This window comes from Streptomyces sp. NBC_00582, from assembly GCF_036345155.1.
Lineage (GTDB): Bacteria > Actinomycetota > Actinomycetes > Streptomycetales > Streptomycetaceae > Streptomyces.
Map to the genome: position 1 here is coordinate 4,344,563 of NZ_CP107772.1, position 14,714 is coordinate 4,359,276.

Consider the following 14,714-nt stretch of genomic DNA (forward strand, 5'->3'; position numbering starts at 1 on the left):
CCCCGTCACCAGGACGCGTACCACTCCGGGTCGCCGGTGCCGAGGCGGCGGCGCAGGTAGTCCTCCAGGTTGTTCGCCACCCAGCGGCGGCTGTCGCTCTCGTGTTCCCAGACGAAGATGTCCGGCCGTTCGGGCTTCACGACGAAGCCGAAGAGGTCACCGCCCGCGCTCTCCCCGAAGAGCAGCAGCGGATCGAACGGCATGTAGAGGTCCCGGAAGTCGGCGGAGCTCCTGAACTCCAGGTTCCGGTCGACGACCTCGCCCACCGAGCACACGACACCGGCCCCGTGCTTGTCCCGGGCCCCGTCCGCCGTACGCCAGAAGTCCTTCAGCGCGGCGGGCAGCGGATGCCCCAGCACCACTTCCGCGACCCTCATCTGCTCCTCGCAGCCGGGCCCGTCGGCGATGTCCACGTCCGACGAGAGAGAGGAGACAAGCTCGATCCACATACGGTCATCCTTCATGAATCCGCGCCCCGCACAAGCCTTTCCGTGTCACCGGGCCGTCGGTCGGACGGGTGGGGCGGAGCCGAGGCGGTCCTTCGGCTCCGCGGTCGGCTTCCAGGGTCAGAAGATGCCCTGGCCCGGCGTCAGGACGCCGTTCGGGTCGTAGGTGCGCTTCGCCGTGGCGAAGGCGGGCCAGGCGGGCCCGAAGTGGGTCCGCCAGTCCTCGGGGGTGAGGGGGACGCTGCCGACGGGGTAGTGGGTGCCGCCGGCCGCGGTGACGGTGTGGAACGCGGCGCGATTCCTCGCCAGGGTGCGGTCGATGGCGGCGGTGTCGTCCGGCGGGGCGGAGCTCAGGATGTCGAAGAGGTACGACACGTCCTCGTCGGTGGTCCGCAGGAGCGGCGTCGTCAGGCGCTCACGCAGGAGGGGGTAGAAGAGGATCACCCCTCCGGGGCCGAGCGCGGCGGGGGTGAGGGCCTCGAGGAGCGGGGCGGCGAGGTCCGCGGCGGACGAGCCGGGGAGCATGAGGTCGACCCAGGGGTGGGCGTGGGTCCAGACGCCCGCCTCCTTCAGCGCGGCGATGAAGGGCGCGATGCGGTCGAGGAAGTCGTAGTAGCCGCGGTCGGTGCACTGGACCGTGGCGGGGTCGTGGCGCAGGCCGCGCAGGAGCACGGTGTCGTCGGGCGCCGGGCCGACCGGCGGGCCGTAGGCCACGGCCTCCAGGCTGTAGACGCGGAACGCCCCGTCGGCGTCCGCGTGGACCTGCCCCTCCACATAGTCGAAACGGGCCTCCTGTACGAGCAGGCGCTGGTCGTCGAGGAAGGTGTCCAGGTCGTCGTAGGTGAGCACGTAGTGGCGTACGGTCTCGGGCGCGGGGACGAGACGCAGGGTCGCTTCGACGACGACCCCGCACTGGCCGAGGCCCGCCAGCACGGCGTGGAAGAGGTCGGCGCGGCGGGTGGGTGAGCAGCGGACCAGTTGGCCCGCGCCGGTGACGACCCGGAGTTCGGTGACGTTGTCGACCTGGGCGCCGTGCCGGTGGACCTGCCCGCCGAGGCCGCCCACGGCGAGGGTGCCGCCGACGGAGAGTTCGAGGTAGTCGGTGAAGACGGGCGGGGTGAGGCCATGGGCGAGCGTGGCCCTGGCGACCTCGCTCCAGCGGGCGCCGGCGCCGACGGTGACCGTGGTGCTGTCGGAGTCGAGGTCGCCGATGTCCGCGAGGGTCGCCGTCTCGATGATCAGACCGCCCTCGGCCTGGGCCTGCCCGAAGGCACCGTGCCCCTGGCCGCGCGGTGCGACCGGCAGACAGTGGTCGTTGCAGAACCGGATCATGGTGACGACGTCCCGCACCGAGCCCGGGCGCAGCACCGCGGAGGGGCGGCGGTGCACGATGTGTCCGAAGTCGTCGGCCGCCGCGGTGAGCGAGGAGTCGTCCGTGACGAGCGTGCCGTCCAGCCGGGGGATCCGGGCCAGGTCGGCGAGCGCGGTGCCGGTCTCGGACGTCGTCGCGGCCCAGCTCCTGGCGGCGGGGTCGAAGCCGATCACCGAGGCTCCGGCGACGGTGACTCCTCGTAAAACGGTACGTCTTGACGGTGTGCGGGACATGCGCACTTCCACCTCTCGAGCTCCACGAAATCTTCAAATCTTCGTCAGCCTAGGGGAGTTGGCCCCGCCCTACCGGGATTTCGCGGGTCGGGTCACACATGAGGAGGCATGCGGATGCATCCCATGAAAACGGCGAGGGTCCCGCTCCCGGAAGGAGTGGGACCCTCGCCGTCGATGGCGCTACCGGCTCAGCCGCGCAGGACGCGGCCCTGGCTGTCGGTGCGGTCGTTGCTCGTGAGGAACAGGATGCCGTCGATCAATGCCCAGAAGCCGAGGCCGCCGCAGGTCAGGAGCTGGGCGATACCGACGCCGACGGAGCCGACGTAGAAGCGTCCGATGCCGAGGGTGCCCAGGAAGAGCTGGAGAACGCCCGCGACGATCTTCGACTTGTCGGAGTAGGGACGGCCGAGCGGGTCGACGCCGTAGGGGGCCTCGGGAGTGGGGACGGTCATGAGAACTGCTCCTGGGATGACTTCGGGTGACCGGAGCCGGCTTGCTCCGGACGGGGACTCCAGGAGGGATCCGACGAGCTGCTCATGCGCGTCGACCGTCGTCGACGACCACGCCCGTGCATGGCTCGACCACGCGCGGACGTCCCCCCTGTGTCATGTGACAGTAAAGAGACCAGCGGGACGAAAGGGAGTAGCCAGGACTGATCGTTCTTGTTCCGTGATCAAAATCAGTCAACTCCGAGATTCTTTCGGACGTCCGACAGTCGGAGAGTGAACTTCCCCGTCGCTAGAACAGATTGCGGACGATCATCCAGGTCACCGCGACGCCGAGCACGACGGCCACGCCCCGGCCGCCGAGGGTCGGCCGCCACCTGCGGCCGTGCAGGCCCTCCCAGGCCCAGCGGGCCAGGAGCGCGAGGGCGAAGGGTGAGGCGAGCAGCAGGACACGGTTGTCCAGCCAGGCCTGGGCGAAGTGACCGTGCATCAGGTCGTACGTCATCCGGGTGCCGCCGCAGGCCGGGCAGAGCAGACCGGTGACGAGCCGGAACGGGCACTGCGGGAGCAGATGGCCGCTCTGGTGCGGGTCGGTGCCGTAGAGGTAGGCGGAGCCCGCCGCGCCGGCGGCGAGCACCGCGAGGGGTGCCGCCGCCGGGTGTCGCAGCGCGAACGGGCGCTCCGCTTCAGCCACGCAGGACCCGCCCGTTGCCGTCCGTCGTGTTGTTGCCCGTCAGGAGCATGATCCCGTCGATCAGCGCCCAGATGCCCAGGCCGCCGCAGGTGAAGAGCTGGGCGAGACCTATGCCGACGTGGCCTATGTAGAACCGTCCGACGCCGAGGGTGCCCAGGGTGAGCTGGAGGATGCCCGCGACGATCTTGGACTTGTCGGAGTAGGGCCGCCCGTAGGGGTCGTAGCCGTAGGGGGCGTTCGGGTCGCCGGTGAAGGTGCCCGGCGGGACGTAACCGGGAGCGGGGTAACCGGCCTGCGGCGGGTAGCCCGGCTGGGGCTGGCCCTGCTGCGGGTAGCCGTAGGGGCCGGGCTGGCCGCCGGGCTGAGGGGTGCCGTAAGGGCCGGCGTTGGGGTAGCCGTACCCGGGCTGGGGCTGCTGCGGCTGTTCGGTCAAGGCGAGTTCTCCCCGTGATCGGATGAGCGGAAAATCGGTGTGCACTGCGGGTGCACGTCATCTTGCAGCAGAAAACAGGCACCGGAGAACCCGGGGGTGGTCAAGACGGGGCACCCTTCGAGCGGCGATCACCGATTCGCGAACACCGCCCACCTATTCTGACGGTATGTCAGATGACGAGTCCTACGAACTGCTCGGGTTCGACAACGTCCTGCTCCCCGTGGGCGACCTCGGCGAGGCCGTGCGGTTCTACGAGCGGGCCGGGTTCACGGTGGCGTTCCGGTTCGACGAGGGCGGGATCGCCCTGCTGAAGGTCGGCGGCGAGACACCCGGGATCCTGCTGCGGCGGGAGGAGGCGCTGGGGCACCGGCCGCCGTCATGGGCGGCGCCGCGCCTCTGGCTGGAGGTGCCGGACGCGCGCGTGGCGGCACGGCGGCTGGCCGACGCCGGGATCGTGCCGCTCGATCCGCCGTTCTCCGTGGCGACGGGCTGGACCGTCGAGGTCGCCGACCCCTGGGGCAACGTCCTCGGGTTCACCGACTACACCAAGCGGCCGGAGCTGGGCCGGAGGCCGTGAGGCCATGAGGCTGTGACGCAGGCCCCATCACCCTTGTCTTGAACACGTTCAAAACTGGGCTACAGTCATCCCTGTCAGCGTTTTGAACGCGTTCAACAAGGGGGACGCCATGGATCGCACCGTCATCGCCTACGTCATCTACCTGGCCGTCAGCATCGGCCTGACCGTCTGGGTCGCCCGCACCCTCAGCCAGAACGGAAGGGTCTTCCTCGCCGACGTCCTCCGGGGCGACGAGAAGCTCGCCGACGCCGTCAACCACCTCCTCGTGGTCGGCTTCTACCTCGTCAACCTCGGCTTCGTCGCCCTCTACCTGAGCGGCGACGACACCATCGAGGACACCCGCGGCATCTTCGAGGCCCTGTCGACCAAGCTGGGCGTGGTGCTGCTGGTGCTCGGCGTGATGCACCTGGGCAACGTGTACGTGCTCAACCGGATCCGGCGGCGGGGCGTCATGGAGCGGGAGCAGCTCCCGCCGGTCGCCCCGCAGGGCTGGACCGCCCCGCAGGCGGGGGCGTGACGGCCGTGGCCACCACGGCCGTGCACGGCGACCGGGACACCACGGGGGTCCCGGTCCGCCGGCTCACCGTCCTCTACGACGCCGACTGCGCCCTGTGCTCCTTCGTGCGCGACTGGCTGGTCCGGCAGCCGCAGCTCGTCCCGCTGGAGCCGGTCGCGGCCGGATCCGCCGAGGCGGCCGCCCGCTTCCCGGAGCTCGACCACCGCGCCACGCTCGAGGAGATCACCGTCGTCGGCGACGGCGGCCAGGTCTACCGGGGCGCCGCCGCCTGGATCGTCACCCTGTGGGCGCTGCGCGAGCACCGACCGCTCGCCCACCGGCTGAGCACCCCCACGGGCGCGAAGCTCGCCAAGGGCGCGGTCCTGGCGGCCGCCAGGTGGCGCGGTGCACAGGCCGGGGCGTCGGGCCGGGGCGTCGGGGCACGCGGCAGCAAGGCCCGCGGGGGCGGCCGGGGCGGCGGGGAGTCCCGCGCCCCGGCCGGCTGGGGCGGTGGTGCGTACTACGCGGCCGACGGCTGGTCCTTCGACCCTCGGCACGGCTGGACCTACACCCCGCCCTCCTGTGCCGACGGCTCCTGCTCCACTGACTAGGCTCCTGTCCGTGTCCGCCATGAACGAGTCCGCCGACGGGGGCCGCGCCGAGCCCACTCCCCCGGCCGAGCCCCGTGAGCCGTCCCCCGCGCCCGGCTCGAAGTCCGAGCAGACCCGCGCGCTGATCCTGGAGACCGCGATGCGGCTGTTCCAGGAGCGCGGCTACGACAAGACGACGATGCGGGCCATCGCCCAGGAGGCCGGGGTCTCGGTGGGCAACGCCTACTACTACTTCGCCGGCAAGGAGTGGCTGATCCAGGGCTTCTACGACCGTCTCGCGGCCGAGCACCGCGAGGCGGTCCGTGAGCTGCTGGCGAGGGAGACCTCCCTGGAGGCCCGGATGGCGGGCGTGCTGCGGGTCTGGCTGGACGTGGCGACGCCGTACCACGAGTTCGCGGTGCAGTTCTTCAAGAACGCCGCCGACCCCGACAGCCCGCTCAGCCCCTTCTCGGCGGAGTCGGAGCACGCGCGCGTGGAGGCGATCGCCGTCCACAAGGAGGTCCTCGCGGGCTCGAAGGCGAAGGTGCCCGAGGAGCTGCGCGAGGTGCTGCCCGAGCTGATGTGGCTCGCGCAGATGGGCCTCGTCATGTACTGGATCTACGACCGCACGGAGGGCCGCGAGCGCAGCTACCGGCTCGCGGAACGGGGCGCGCGCCTCACCTCGCGGGGTGTGGCGCTGGCCCGGTTCCGCGTCCTGCGGCCCCTCGTCCTGGAGATCCACGAGCTGTTCACGGACTTCCTGCCCGGCATGACCAACGCCCTGCCGGACCCGCAGAGGAAGCGCGGCTAGGGCCCTTCTGACGGATCTCCGTGGGTGAAGGAGCGGCGTTCGGTGCGCGCGATCGGCGTGCGGCGTGGAGGGTCATGTGGCGGAGCCACCTGGCCCTTCGCGCCGTGCGGCGAGCGGGCGTGCCGGGCGTCGCGACGCCGCGGAGATCCGTCAGAAGGGCCCCAGGGCCCGTCGTTCGGATCAGGCCGCGGGGAAGGAACCGGACTGCTCGGCGCCGTTCGAGGCGTGATCCGAACGACAGGCCCTAGTTGACCTCCGACATCTCCACCAGTTCCACGTCGTACACCAGCGGCTCGCCGGCGACGGTCACCTGACGGGCGTGGGTGGTGTACGAGGCCGCCGTCGTCGACAGCAGATAGCTGCCCGGCGCCGGGACGGAGAGGACGTAGGAGCCGTCGGCCAGGGACGTCACCTGGTCCAGCGGGCGGCCGCCCTTGGACATCAGGGCGACCGAGGCGTGCTCCACCGGGTCGCCGGAGGCGTCGCGGACGAAGCCGTGGACGACCGTCGCGGGACCGTCCCCCGGCCCGGCGGACGCGGTGACGTCCTCATCCTTCGGCTCGACGGCGAGATGCGGCAGCCGCTTGTCCAGCCAGGCCGGCAGCCACCAGTTGGAGGCGCCGAGCAGATGCATCGCCGCCGGCACCAGCGCCGTACGGAGGATGAACGCGTCCAGGGCGACCGCCGCCGCGAGGCCCACGCCGGCCATCGCCGCGCCCGAGTCGCCGCTGAGGACGAACGCGAGGAACACACAGACCATGATCAGGGCGGCGGAGTTGATGACCCGGCTGGTCTCGGCGAGACCCACGCGCACCGCGCGCGCGTTGTCCCGTGTGTGCACCCACTCCTCGTGCATCCGGCTGACCAGGAACACCTGGTAGTCCATGGAGAGGCCGAAGAGCAGCGAGAGCATGATGACCGGCAGGAACGCGTTGATCGGGCCCTCCTTGCCGAGGCCGAGCAGCTCCAGGCCCCAGCCCCACTGGAACACGGCGACGAGGACACCGAAGGAGGCGGCGGCCGCGATCAGGTTCATCACGGCGGCGGTCAGCGGCACCACCAGGGAGCGGAACGCGATCAGCAGGAGCAGGAAGCCCAGGCCGATGATCGTCGCGACGAACAGGGGCAGCCGGTCGCCGGTGACCGTCGCGAAGTCCTTGGAGACCGCGGTGACCCCGCCGACGTGCGCCTTCACCCCCGCCGCCGGGATGACGTCTTCGCGCAGCCGGTCGATGAGGGCGTCCGTCTCCTCGGACTGCGGTGAGGTGGTGGGGACGACCTGGATGACGGTGACGCCCCGCGCGGGCGGCAGCGGCGCCGCCTGCGCCACGCCCGGCGCTTCCTCGATGCCCTGGACGAGGGCGGTGGTGTCGGTGCCCTCCACGACGACCTGGAGCGGGCCGTTGAAGCCCGGCCCGAAGCCCTCGGCGAGCAGGTCGTAGGCCTTGCGGGTGGTGGTGGAGGCGTCGTCGTTGCCCTGGTCGGTGGCGCCCAGGCGCAGCGACAGCACGGGCAGCGCGAGGACGGCCATGACGACCAGCGCGAGCGCGGCGACCGTACGGGGGCGGCGCTGCACCTCCGCCGACCAGCGGGCCGCGGGGCCGCTCGTCCGCTCCTCCTCGGGGCCCTCGGCGGCGAGCCGCCGGCGCTGCCTCCGGCTGAGGACCCGCGGGCCGAGGAAGCCGAGCAGGGCGGGCAGCAGGGTGGTCGCGGCGAGGACGCTCAGGACGACCGTCAGCGAGGTGCCGACGACCACGCCGTCCAGGAAGCGCAGGTTCGTCACCAGCATCCCGGCCAGGGCGATGCAGACCGTGCCGCCCGCGAACAGCACCGCGCGGCCCGAGGTGTTGAGGGCGGTGACCGCCGACTCCTCCGGTGGGACGCCGCGCAGGATGCCCTTGCGGTGGCGGGTGACGATGAACAGGGCGTAGTCGATGCCGACGCCCAGGCCGATCAGGGAGGACAGCAGCGGGGCCAGGTCGGGGATGTCGGTGACATGGCTGAGGAGCTGGGTCGAGAACAGTCCGGTGCCGACGCCGAAGACCGCCACGGCGAGCGGCAGCAGCATCGCGAAGAGGGAGCCGAAGGCCAGGAACAGGACGATCGCGGCGGCGACCAGACCGACCATCTCGGCGAGACCGGTGGGCGGTTCCTGGACGCGCTGGATGGCCTGGCCGCCCAGTTCGACCTCCAGGCCCGCGCGTTCGGCGTCCCGCGCGGTGTCGACGACGTCCTGGACGAGTTCCTTGGGCACGGCGTTCGCCTGGTCGGCGAAGGTGATCTGGGCGTACGCGATCCGCCCGTCACGGCTGATCTGGCCCGCGCCCCGCTCGCCGGCGTAGGGGCTGGTGACCCCGCCGACGCCCTTCATGTCCGCGATCTGCTCCAGCGCGGGCTGGATCCGGGACCGTACGTCCTGGTCGCGGACCGTGCCCTCGTCGACCTTCCAGACGACGGTGTCGGTGTCGCCCGCGCGCGCGGGGAACGCCTTCTCCATCAGGTCGTACGCCTTCTTGGAGTCCGTGTCGGGGAGGGAGAACACGTTCGCGTAGTCCGTGCCCGCCGTCGAGGCCGAGAACCCCAGCCCGAACAGCGCCCCCACCCAGAGCAACAGGACCACCAGCCGATGCCGGTAGCACCAGCGTGCCAATGCCGCCACGATGCGCAACTCCTCACTCACGGTCGACGGGTCCCCCAGGTCCTGGGCAACAGCATCGGCACCGGCACCCGCGCGGCGACATCGACCCGCCGTGACTCTCAAGGAACTCCAAAGCGGGAACCACCCCCGTTGTCAGTGGGCCCGCCGATACTGGGGGCATGTCGACGGCCCCCGGCACCGTGCTGGTCGTGGAGGACGAGCCGAGCATCGCGGACGTCCTCGCCATCGCGCTGCGCTACCACCGCTTCGAGGTCATGATCGCGGGCACGGTCCGCGAGGCCCTCGCCCTCGCCGGGCGCACCCGGCCCGACGTCGCGCTGCTCGACGTCATGCTGCCCGACGGCGACGGCCGGGCGCTCGGCCGGGAACTGCGCGAGCGGCGGCCCGACCTGGCGCTGGTGTTCCTCACCGCACGCGACGCGCCGGCCGAGATCGTCGGCGCGCTCGGCTTCGGCGACGACTACATCACCAAGCCGTTCGACATCGACGTGGTCGTCGCCCGGATCACCGCGGTCCTGCGCCGCACCCGCCCGGCGGACGTCCTGCCGCAGCGCCCGCCCCTGCGCTACGGCGACCTGGAGCTCGACGAGACGACGTACAGCGTGCACCGCGCGGGCCGCTCGGTCGAGCTGACCCCCACGGAGTACGCGCTGCTGCGTTTCCTCGTCCGCAACGGCGGCCGGATCGTGCCCAAGGAGCAGCTCCTGCGCCATGTCTGGCAGTACGAGCACACCCCGCCGGAGTCGACGGTCGTCGAGACCTACATCAGCTACCTGCGCCGCAAGCTGGACACCCTGGGCCCCCCGGTGATCACCACCCGGCGCGGCGTGGGGTACGGGCTGGCATGAGGGGGCCGCGGGCCCTGCGGTGCGGGCGGGGGATGCACTCGCTGCGGGTGAAGCTGACCCTGGCGAACGTCGGTCTGCTCGCGATCGGGATCGTCGCGGCGACCGCGGTGAGTCTGATGGGCATGCGGCACTATCTGCTGGGCCAGATCGACACCGAGCTGGTCAAGACCCGTGACTCGATCGCCGGTACGGGGATCACGCTGCGGAAGCTGGACTCGCTGTCGGCGCTGAGCTTCCTGCGCGACCGGGTGACGCCCGGGGAGAGCGGCGCGGAGTCGACGGCGGACACGGTCTTCACCGCCGTGGACGCCACGGGTCACGCCGTGCCGATCTTCGGGGTGCCGCCCACCGCGGCCCAGAGCGGCCTCGCCGACGCCGTGCGCGACCCGCACGCGCTCAGCCTCGCGCCCGACCCGGGTGACGTCAGCATGCGCGGTGCGGCGTACCGGGTCACGGCCACCCGGCTCGGGGACGGCACCTACGCGCTGATGGCGACCTCCACCGAGGCCCTGCACCAGGGCATAGCGAAGGCCCTCAAGCTCGATCTCGCCGTCGGCACACTGCTGTTGGCGCTCCTGGCGTGTCTGACGCTGTTCAGTGTGCGGCGGCGGATGCGGCCGCTGGAGGACATGGTGGAGACCTCGTCGGCGATCGCGGAGGGCGATCTGACCCGGCGGGTGCCCTCCAGCCGGGAGACCAGTCTGGAGGTCGAGCAGCTGCGGCTGGCGCTGAACTCGATGCTTCACCAGGTGGAGGCGGCGTACCGCACGCGCGAGCGCAGCGCGGCCCAGCTCCGCCGGTTCGTCGCCGACGCCTCGCACGAGCTGCGCACGCCGCTGTCCGCGATACGCGGCTATCTCCAGCTCTACGACCAGGGGATGCTGCGTGAGCAGGAGGAGCGCAAGCGGGCCTGGGACCGGATGAACGGCGAGGTGGACCGGATGGGCCGGCTCGTCGACGAACTGCTCATGCTGGCCCGGCTGGACCAGCGGCCCGAACTGCGGCTGCGGAACGTCGACGTGAGCCGGCTGGTCCGGGACGCGGCCGAGGACCTGCGGGCGCAGCAGCCGGCCCGGCCCGTCACGGTCGACGCGGACGGGGCGCTGCTGGTGCGGGCCGACGAGTCGGGGTTGCGGCAGGTGCTGGGCAACCTGGTGGCCAACGTCCGCACGCACACGTCCGCCGAGGTGCCGGTGCGCCTCGGCGTGGAGCGGGCGGACGGGATCGTACGGCTGTCGGTGCGCGACGAGGGGCCGGGGCTGGCGGCGGAGGACGCGGCGCGGGTGTTCGACCGGTTCTTCCGGGCGGGCGGCGGCGCGGGCAGCGGGCTGGGGCTGGCGATCGTGCAGGGGGTGGTGCGGGCCCACGGCGGCGAGGTGAGCGTACGGACGGCGCCGGGTGAGGGCCTCGGGGTGACGGTGGAGCTGCCGACCCGCCCGAAGAGCTGCGTCTGAGCGGGGTCAGGGCTGGGCCAGGACCAGGGCCCACACCGTCTTGCCGTGCCGCCCTCTGCCCCATACGCCCCAGGCGGTGGCGAGGTGGTGCACGAGGTGCAGGCCGCGGCCGTGTTCCTCCCACTCGCCGACCGCCCGCAGCCGGGGTTCGTGCCGGTCCTCGTCGGAGACCTCGATGAGGCAGGAGCCGTCGGCGAGCGCGGTGACCGCCACCTCGAACTCCCTTTCCCGCAGGGGCCCGTGGCGGATGACGTTGGTCGCCAGCTCGGACACCACGAGGACCGCGTCGGTCAGCGCCCGGTCGTCGGGGCCGTGCCCCCAGTCGGCGAGATGGTCCCGCACCCGGCGCCGGGCCAGCCCGACGGACGCCGGGTGCCGGGGCAGCCGGAAGGAGTTGCGTCTCAGCACCTCTGCTCCTCACCCCGCGCACAGCTCCGTCGCCGGGTCCTGTCGTCGGATTCCCGTCGTCCGCCCGGAGGGCGGGTCCTGCCGCGAGCGTGCGTGCTTGGCGTCGCGGGGCAGGCGGGAATCCGGCGACAGGGCCCAGGTGCCCCGATGGGTGACTGCCCGGTGTCAGGGGGCCGCATGCCCACGGCGCCTGATCCGGCGCCGTGGGTGGGGTGTCAGATCCAGCTCAGGGACCAGAGGCGGAACACGCCGTTGCCGTCGGCCAGGTACTGGCCGCCGCCGACGTCCGCGTCGGTGACGACGTACTCCTTGCGCTGCCACAGCGGGATCACCGGCACGTCGTCGGCGACGGTCTGCTGGAGGTTCCTGAAGTCGTCGGCGACCTGGCTGCGGTCGGCGTACCGCTGGCTGTTGGTGATGTACCCGTCGACGGTCTTGCTGCTGTAGCCGGTGTTCATGGTGGAGCCGGTGCCGACGAGCGGGCCCGCGTAGGTGTCCGGGTCGGGGTAGTCGGCGACCCAGCCGACGGCGTACGCGTCGAGCTTGCCGCTCGCCCACCGCTTCTGGAAGTCGGTCCACTCGTAACCCTTGACGTCCACCTTGAACAGACCGGAGGCCTCGAGCTGCCGCTTGATCTCCTTCGCCTCGGCCTCGGCGGCGCCGCTGCCCAGGCCGTAGCCGTAGGTGAAGTGCACCGGGATGCTGACGCCGGCCTCCTGAAGGAGCTTGCCGGCCTTCTCGGTGCTCTGCCGGGGATAGGTGTCGAAGAACGAGGTCGTGTGGCCGGTGAGGCCCGCCGGGATGAGCGAGTACAGCGGGTCGACGGTGCCGTCGTAGACGGTCGCGGCGAGCTGTTCGCGGTTGATCAGCCACGCCATCGCCTTGCGTACGTCCGTGGAGTGCAGCGGCGAGGACGCGCGGGTGTTGAAGTACAGGTTGCGGGTCTCGGAGCTGTCGGCCTCGCTGACGCGCATGTCGGGGTCGCTGGCGTTGAGGGAGGCGAGGACGGCGGGCGGGAGCTGACGGGAGGCCACGTCGAGGTCCTTGGCCTTCCACCCCTTCTCCAGGGCGTCCGGGTCGGCGTAGTAACGCAGTTCGATCGGCGCGCCGGTCTTCACGGCGCCCTTGTAGCGCGCGTTGGGTTCGAGGTCGACCCGCTTGCCCTTTGTGTACGACGCCAGCGTGTACGGGCCCGTGCCGTCGACGGAGGTGCCGCTGCGCAGGCCGTCGGCCGGGTAGCGGGTGTGGTCGACGATCGAACCGGCTCCGGTGGCCACCTTGAACGGGAAGGTGGCGTCCGGGGTGGTCAGATGGAAGGTGACCTTCAGACCGTCGGCGTCCACCGACTTCAGGGTGGACAGCAGCGAGGCCGGACCGACATCGGCGTTGATCTTCTTGACCCGGTCGAAGGAGAACTTCACGTCCTCGGCGGTCACCTTGCGGCCGCTGGGGAAGGTGAGGTCGTCCCGCAGCTCGCAGGTGTACGTGGTCAGCCCGCTCTTCGGGAAGGAACAGCTTTTGGCGGCGTCCGGGACGGGTGAGACGCCGCCCGGCGCGTAGGTCAGCAGCGACTGGAAGACGTTGCTGAACAACGCCCAGGAACCGGCGTCGTAGGCGCCCGCCGGGTCGAGTGACGTGATGGTGTCCGTCGTGCCCACGGTGATGGTGGCGTCGCTGTTCTCCCGCGACGGCAGCAACTGCCAGCCGCCCAAGCCCACGATCGCGAGAACCAGCAGTGTCACGAGGATCCGCATGCGAACCGAGCGCATGGTGATGCCCTGCCCTCCCCGGGCCACAAGAAGGCCCAGTACTACACAGAAAGCCACCCCCCTTGGTGGCGGGCTCACCTAACCACACGTGTTTCGGCGGGCGGAAGGGACTTCTGGGTAGGTGAGAAAGAACTTACCGACGCGTTGTTTCCAGCCGGTTTCACAGGATTTTCTCAAGGTCCGCCTCAGGCCTGACGGGACGCCAGCTCGATCACCGTGATGTCCGAGGGCGCGCCCACGCGCGTCGGCGGGCCCCAGGCACCGGCGCCCCGCGAGACGTACAACTGGGTGTCGCCGTAGCGTTCCAGACCGGCCAGGGTCGGGTTCGCGGCCCCGGCGATCAGGTTGCCGGGGAAGAGCTGTCCGCCGTGGGTGTGGCCGGAGAGCTGGAGGTCGACGCCGTGGCGTACGGCGTCGTGGATCTGGACGGGCTGGTGGGCGAGGAGCACGCACGCGCGCGTGGTGTCCCGGTCGCCGAGGGCGCGGGTGAAGTCGGGGCCCTGGCCCTCGCTCTCACCTGCGAGGTCGTTGACACCGGCGAGGTCGAACCAGGGGAGTTCGGTGCGCTCGTTCTCCAGGGGGTCGATGCCGAGCCGGCGCACCTCCTCGACCCACTGTTCGGCGCCGGAGAAGTACTCGTGGTTGCCGGTGACGAAGAAGCTGCCGTGCCGGGCGCGCAGCCCGGCGAGCGGGGCGGCCGCCGGGCCCAGGTCCTTCACACTGCCGTCGACGAGGTCGCCGACGACGGCGATCAGGTCGGGCTGGGTGGCGTTGATCGTGTCGACGACCTTCTGCGCGAAGCCCCGGCCGAGGACCGGGCCGAGGTGGATGTCGCTGACGACGGCGATCCGGTAGCCGTGGGCGGTGCGCGGAAGCTTGGCCAGCGGGACGGTCACCCGCTTCACCTTCGGACCGCGCAGCACGCCGTAGGTACCGGCGCCGACGGTCCCCACGGCCACCGCGGCGGCGGCGCCGCCGACCACGCGGGAGACGAAGAGGCGTCGGGAGGGGCCGCCCGTTTCGGCCGGGGGGGCCACCGGCTCCGACGGCTCGGGGCCGGGAGGCCCGGCCGGTGACTCCGGGGCGACCGGGGCCGACCGCTCGGCCGCACCGGTGCGGGCCCCCGCCGGGACCGGTGCAGGCGCCGGCTGCCCGGCGCGGGCCCGCCGCTCCAGGAAGCGGCGCAGCAGGGGTCGTACGATCTCGCCCGCGACGACGCCCAGCAGCAGGTAGATCGACAGGGCGAGCCACAGGAAGCCCGGCCAGGCGAGGGTGCGCTGGAGCCAGAAGGGGGCGCCGGTGCGCTCCCCGACGAGGGCGCCGATCGCCAGGGCCCAGCCGCCCGCGATCAGTGCGGCGCCGCCGCGTCGTGCCCAGCCGGGGCCGCGGGTCGTGTCGCGGAACAGTCGGCGCCACAGGTACCAGTTGGCGCCGACCAGGACCGTCAGCGCGAGCAGCGCGAAGACAACCACCATCGG

The 14,714-nt window shown here is 71.7% G+C and carries 15 protein-coding genes; 6 read left to right on the plus strand and 9 right to left on the minus strand.

Translation table 11 applies throughout. From position 1 onward, the window contains the following. Positions 1-5: 5 nt before the first annotated feature. The 5 genes from OG852_RS19085 to OG852_RS19105 all read right to left on the minus strand — a co-directional run bounded on the left by OG852_RS19085 (position 6) and on the right by OG852_RS19105 (position 3,624). A complete protein-coding gene (locus OG852_RS19085; protein WP_330348520.1) occupies positions 6-449 on the minus strand; it encodes an SMI1/KNR4 family protein in 444 nt (147 codons plus the stop codon). 117 nt (positions 450-566) lie between these two features. After that, the gene (locus OG852_RS19090; protein WP_330348521.1) at positions 567-1,991 is read right to left on the minus strand and encodes an FAD-binding protein; all 1,425 of its coding nucleotides are present in this window, start codon (positions 1,989-1,991) and stop codon (positions 567-569) included. A 248-nt stretch (positions 1,992-2,239) separates the two neighbouring features. Further along, positions 2,240-2,503: a TM2 domain-containing protein gene (locus OG852_RS19095; protein WP_133912796.1), complete on the minus strand. Its 264-nt coding sequence runs from the start codon at positions 2,501-2,503 to the stop codon at positions 2,240-2,242. Between the two features lie 286 nt (positions 2,504-2,789). Next, positions 2,790-3,191, minus strand: coding sequence for a DUF2752 domain-containing protein (locus OG852_RS19100; RefSeq protein ID WP_133912797.1), 402 nt, complete (start codon positions 3,189-3,191; stop codon positions 2,790-2,792). Next, positions 3,184-3,624 carry a TM2 domain-containing protein gene (locus OG852_RS19105; RefSeq protein WP_133912798.1) on the minus strand — a complete coding sequence of 147 codons (441 nt, stop codon included), beginning with the start codon at positions 3,622-3,624 and terminating at the stop codon, positions 3,184-3,186. Before OG852_RS19105 ends, OG852_RS19100 begins: the two co-directional genes overlap by 8 nt. A 166-nt stretch (positions 3,625-3,790) precedes the next feature. Here OG852_RS19105 and OG852_RS19110 point away from each other — a divergent pair, with 166 nt between their 5' ends. The 4 genes from OG852_RS19110 to OG852_RS19125 all read left to right on the plus strand — a co-directional run bounded on the left by OG852_RS19110 (position 3,791) and on the right by OG852_RS19125 (position 6,098). Continuing rightward, complete coding sequence (locus tag OG852_RS19110; protein ID WP_133912799.1) at positions 3,791-4,201, plus strand: VOC family protein; 411 nt, start codon at positions 3,791-3,793, stop codon at positions 4,199-4,201. A gap of 109 nt (positions 4,202-4,310) precedes the next feature. Continuing rightward, positions 4,311-4,718, plus strand: coding sequence for a hypothetical protein (locus tag OG852_RS19115; protein WP_133912800.1), 408 nt, complete (start codon positions 4,311-4,313; stop codon positions 4,716-4,718). Then, the gene (locus tag OG852_RS19120) at positions 4,715-5,308 is read left to right on the plus strand and encodes a thiol-disulfide oxidoreductase DCC family protein (RefSeq protein ID WP_133912801.1); all 594 of its coding nucleotides are present in this window, start codon (positions 4,715-4,717) and stop codon (positions 5,306-5,308) included. The genes OG852_RS19115 and OG852_RS19120 overlap by 4 nt, the downstream gene beginning before the upstream one ends. Before the next feature lie 10 nt (positions 5,309-5,318). Then, complete coding sequence (locus tag OG852_RS19125) at positions 5,319-6,098, plus strand: TetR family transcriptional regulator (protein WP_443064542.1); 780 nt, start codon at positions 5,319-5,321, stop codon at positions 6,096-6,098. Positions 6,099-6,342: 244 nt separating this feature from the next. Here OG852_RS19125 and OG852_RS19130 read toward each other — a convergent pair whose 3' ends face one another. After that, the gene (locus tag OG852_RS19130; RefSeq protein WP_133912905.1) at positions 6,343-8,748 is read right to left on the minus strand and encodes an MMPL family transporter; all 2,406 of its coding nucleotides are present in this window, start codon (positions 8,746-8,748) and stop codon (positions 6,343-6,345) included. A 167-nt stretch (positions 8,749-8,915) separates the two neighbouring features. Between OG852_RS19130 and OG852_RS19135 the strand changes: the two genes are divergently transcribed. Next, positions 8,916-9,605 (plus strand): response regulator transcription factor, encoded by a 690-nt coding sequence (locus OG852_RS19135; protein WP_133912803.1) that lies wholly within the window; start codon positions 8,916-8,918, stop codon positions 9,603-9,605. Beyond that, complete coding sequence (locus OG852_RS19140; RefSeq protein ID WP_330348522.1) at positions 9,602-11,059, plus strand: sensor histidine kinase; 1,458 nt, start codon at positions 9,602-9,604, stop codon at positions 11,057-11,059. The genes OG852_RS19135 and OG852_RS19140 overlap by 4 nt, the downstream gene beginning before the upstream one ends. Before the next feature lie 6 nt (positions 11,060-11,065). On the opposite strand, the gene OG852_RS19145 is transcribed toward OG852_RS19140, so the two are convergent. From OG852_RS19145 to OG852_RS19155, 3 genes are all read right to left on the minus strand, one after another. Continuing rightward, a complete protein-coding gene (locus tag OG852_RS19145; protein ID WP_133912805.1) occupies positions 11,066-11,467 on the minus strand; it encodes an ATP-binding protein in 402 nt (133 codons plus the stop codon). A 215-nt stretch (positions 11,468-11,682) separates the two neighbouring features. Continuing rightward, positions 11,683-13,221: an ABC transporter substrate-binding protein gene (locus OG852_RS19150; protein ID WP_330348523.1), complete on the minus strand. Its 1,539-nt coding sequence runs from the start codon at positions 13,219-13,221 to the stop codon at positions 11,683-11,685. Between the two features lie 200 nt (positions 13,222-13,421). Then, complete coding sequence (locus tag OG852_RS19155; protein ID WP_330348524.1) at positions 13,422-14,711, minus strand: metallophosphoesterase; 1,290 nt, start codon at positions 14,709-14,711, stop codon at positions 13,422-13,424. Between the last annotated feature and the right edge of the window lie 3 nt (positions 14,712-14,714).